This window comes from Alcanivorax sp., from assembly GCF_014762765.1.
In the GTDB taxonomy this organism is placed as follows: domain Bacteria; phylum Pseudomonadota; class Gammaproteobacteria; order Pseudomonadales; family Alcanivoracaceae; genus Alcanivorax.
Window position 1 is genome coordinate 1 of sequence record NZ_JABURH010000169.1, and the last position, 2,356, is coordinate 2,356.

Below are 2,356 nucleotides of genomic sequence, written 5' to 3' on the forward strand. Positions count from 1 at the left end.
TCGTCCTTGTTCTGCTTGATTTCCACGCCGTCCGGGTTGTTGGAACCCACTTCGTGGAGCGCCAGGATGTGCAGTACCACCAGCGCCAGCAACACAATGGGGATAGCCACTACGTGCAGAGCGAAGAACTTGTTCACCGTCGCAGTGGACAACAGATAGTCACCGCGAACCCAAGTAGTCAGGCCTTCACCGATCTCCTTCGCTTCGGTAGCGTCGATAAACGGCAGCAGATCAAAGGGAATGGCACCAGCCAGGGAGATGATCACCTGGGCGCCCCAGTAGGACATGTTGCCCCAGGGCAGCACATAACCGAGGAAACCTTCGGCCATCAGCGCCAGGTAAATCAGCATGCCGAAGATCCATACCAGCTCCCGCGGCGGCTTGTAGGAGCCGTACATCAGACCACGGAACATGTGGATATAGACTACGGCGAAGAAGGCGGAAGCCCCTACCGCGTGCATATAGCGGATCAGCCAGCCCCACTCCACATCACGCATGATGTATTCCACCGAAGCAAAACCTTCGCTGGGGGAGTAGAACATGGTCAGCCAGATACCGGTAAGCAGCTGGTTAATCAATACCACCAGGGACAGCACACCGAAGTAGTACCAGAAGTTGAAGTTCTTCGGGGCGTAATATTCGGACATGTGGCGCTTGTAAGCGTCCACCACGGGCAGACGGGCATCTACCCAGTCGACAACACGATTCACCATTCCCATCATGCCTCGGTCTCCCCTTCTTCAGAACCCACGATAATGACGCCTTCGCTCAGATAGGAGTGCGGCGGCACCACCAGGTTGGTGGGTGCGGGCACGCTCTTGTAGACGCGACCGGCCAGATCAAACTTGGAACCGTGACAGGGGCAGAAGAAGCCACCGTGCTCCAGCTCCACCGTAGGCTCGTCCTCGTACAACGGCGAACACCCCAGATGGGTACAGGTGCCAATCAGCACCAGCAGCTCTTTCTTGATAGAGCGCCACTCGTTCTGCGCATAGGCAGGCTGCTGGTCGGCTTCAGACGCAGGATCACGAAGCTTGTCTTCCAGCTGCGACAAGGTTTGCAGCATATCGTCGGTACGACGCACCACCCACACGGGCTGGCCTCGCCATTCCTCAACCACACGCTGACCGGGCTCCAGTTTGCCAACATCCACGGTTACCGGCGCACCGGCATTCTTGGCTTTGGCACTGGGCTGCCAGGATTTCACAAAAGGAACAGCCGCGCCAACTGCACCTGCGGCACCAATAGCCGAGGTCAAGCCGATCAAGAAGGTGCGGCGGCTGGTATTAACGCCGTCGTTGCTCATTCAGTTATTCTCCCCTTAGATCCCACGCTCGGGAATAGTCCGAGACTCGAGGTACTACCTCGCGCTCCGGGCGGAGTAAGGCGGCGCAAATGGTAAAGAAAAAGCCCACACCTGACAACCGGTTATTCCCCGGCCAGAGTCGCTAAACGCCTGATTTGAACACAAAAAAGCCCAGCAATGCTGGGCTTTTTTGTGAACAGCTGTTGTAAAGCTTAACGCTTGGAGAACTGCGGACGACGACGCGCCTTGCGCAGACCCACTTTTTTACGCTCAACTTCACGTGCATCACGGGTCACGTAACCGGCACGACGCAGCTGACCACGCAGCTCACCGTCGTATTCCATCAGCGCACGGGTGATACCGTGACGGATGGCGCCAGCCTGACCGTTGTTGCCGCCACCGCTAACGGTAACCAGCACGTCAAACTTGTCGCTCACTTCGATCAGTTCCAGCGGCTGACGAACGACCATCTGGTTGGTTTTACGACCAAAGTAAACATCCAGCGGACGGCCATTCACAGAAATCTTGCCGCTGCCCGGACGCAGAAAAACGCGAGCGGAAGAGGTCTTGCGGCGACCGGTTCCGTAGTTGGTTTCTACAGTTGCCATCAATTAACCCCTTAAATTTCCAGCTGCTGCGGCTGCTGAGCGGTATGCGGATGCTCAGTACCGGCGTAAACTTTCAGTTTGCGGAACATGGCGCGGCCCAGAGGGTTACGCGGCAGCATGCCCTTCACCGCCTTCTCAATGATCATTTCAGGCTTTTCGGCCTGCAGAGTGGAGAAGTTGGCTTCTTTCAGGCCACCCGGGTAACCGGTGTGACGGTAGTACATCTTGTCATTTGCCTTGTTACCGGTAACGGCCACTTTATCGGCATTGACTACGACGATGTAATCACCGGTATCGACGTGTGGAGTAAACTCCGGCTTGTGTTTACCGCGCAGACGGCTGGCGACTTCGGTCGCCAACCGACCCAGCGTTTTGCCGGAGGCGTCTACCACATACCAGTCGCGCTTTACGCTTTCCGGTTTTGCGCTGTAGGTCTTCATGG

4 protein-coding genes are annotated in these 2,356 nt (G+C 56.7%); all 4 read right to left on the reverse strand.

What is annotated here, in order from left to right:
* Nucleotides 1-713, reverse strand: a 713-nt coding sequence (locus tag HUJ17_RS12430; RefSeq protein WP_290510990.1) for a cytochrome bc complex cytochrome b subunit, incomplete at its 3' end; no start/stop codon positions are given.
* Nucleotides 714-718: 5 nt separating this feature from the next.
* Nucleotides 719-1,306, reverse strand: a complete 588-nt coding sequence (gene petA / locus HUJ17_RS12435) for a ubiquinol-cytochrome c reductase iron-sulfur subunit (protein WP_062816708.1) — start codon at nt 1,304-1,306, stop codon at nt 719-721.
* 212 nt (nt 1,307-1,518) lie between these two features.
* Nucleotides 1,519-1,914: a 30S ribosomal protein S9 gene (rpsI, locus tag HUJ17_RS12440; protein WP_062816707.1), complete on the reverse strand. Its 396-nt coding sequence runs from the start codon at nt 1,912-1,914 to the stop codon at nt 1,519-1,521.
* A gap of 11 nt (nt 1,915-1,925) precedes the next feature.
* A complete protein-coding gene (gene rplM, locus HUJ17_RS12445) occupies nt 1,926-2,354 on the reverse strand; it encodes a 50S ribosomal protein L13 (RefSeq protein WP_035248051.1) in 429 nt (142 codons plus the stop codon).
* Between the last annotated feature and the right edge of the window lie 2 nt (nt 2,355-2,356).